Source organism: Arthrobacter sp. Soil736, from assembly GCF_001428005.1.
GTDB lineage: Bacteria > Actinomycetota > Actinomycetes > Actinomycetales > Micrococcaceae > Arthrobacter.
In genome coordinates this window covers 7,181-7,497 of record NZ_LMSB01000056.1, presented here as the reverse complement: position 1 = coordinate 7,497, position 317 = coordinate 7,181, and the positions used below count along the sequence as shown (strand labels likewise).

Genomic DNA, 317 nt, shown 5'->3' with positions numbered 1-317 from the left:
CGCCGACGTCGTGGTCCTGGGCCTTCGGCGACGGCGGCACGTCCACCGAGCAGAACCCGGCCCACACCTACGCCGCCGCCGGAACCTACACCGCGACCCTGACCGCCASCAACGGCACCGGCTCGAGTTCGACCAGCKCGACCATCACGGTCAGCCCGGCAGCGCCSCCGGCGCCGGTTGCCTCCTTCACGGCCACCCTCACKTCCGGGACCGCGCCGCTGGACGTGGCCTTCACCGATACCTCCACGGGCTCGCCGACGTCGTGGTCCTGGGCCTTCGGCGACGGCGGCACGTCCACCGAGCAGAACCCGGCCCAC

At 73.5% G+C, this 317-nt stretch carries 1 protein-coding gene; it reads left to right on the top strand.

Annotated elements, in window-relative coordinates; all coding sequences use genetic code 11:
• On the top strand, positions 1-317 hold a 317-nt coding region (locus ASG92_RS29370), incomplete at both ends, for a PKD domain-containing protein (protein ID WP_200952067.1).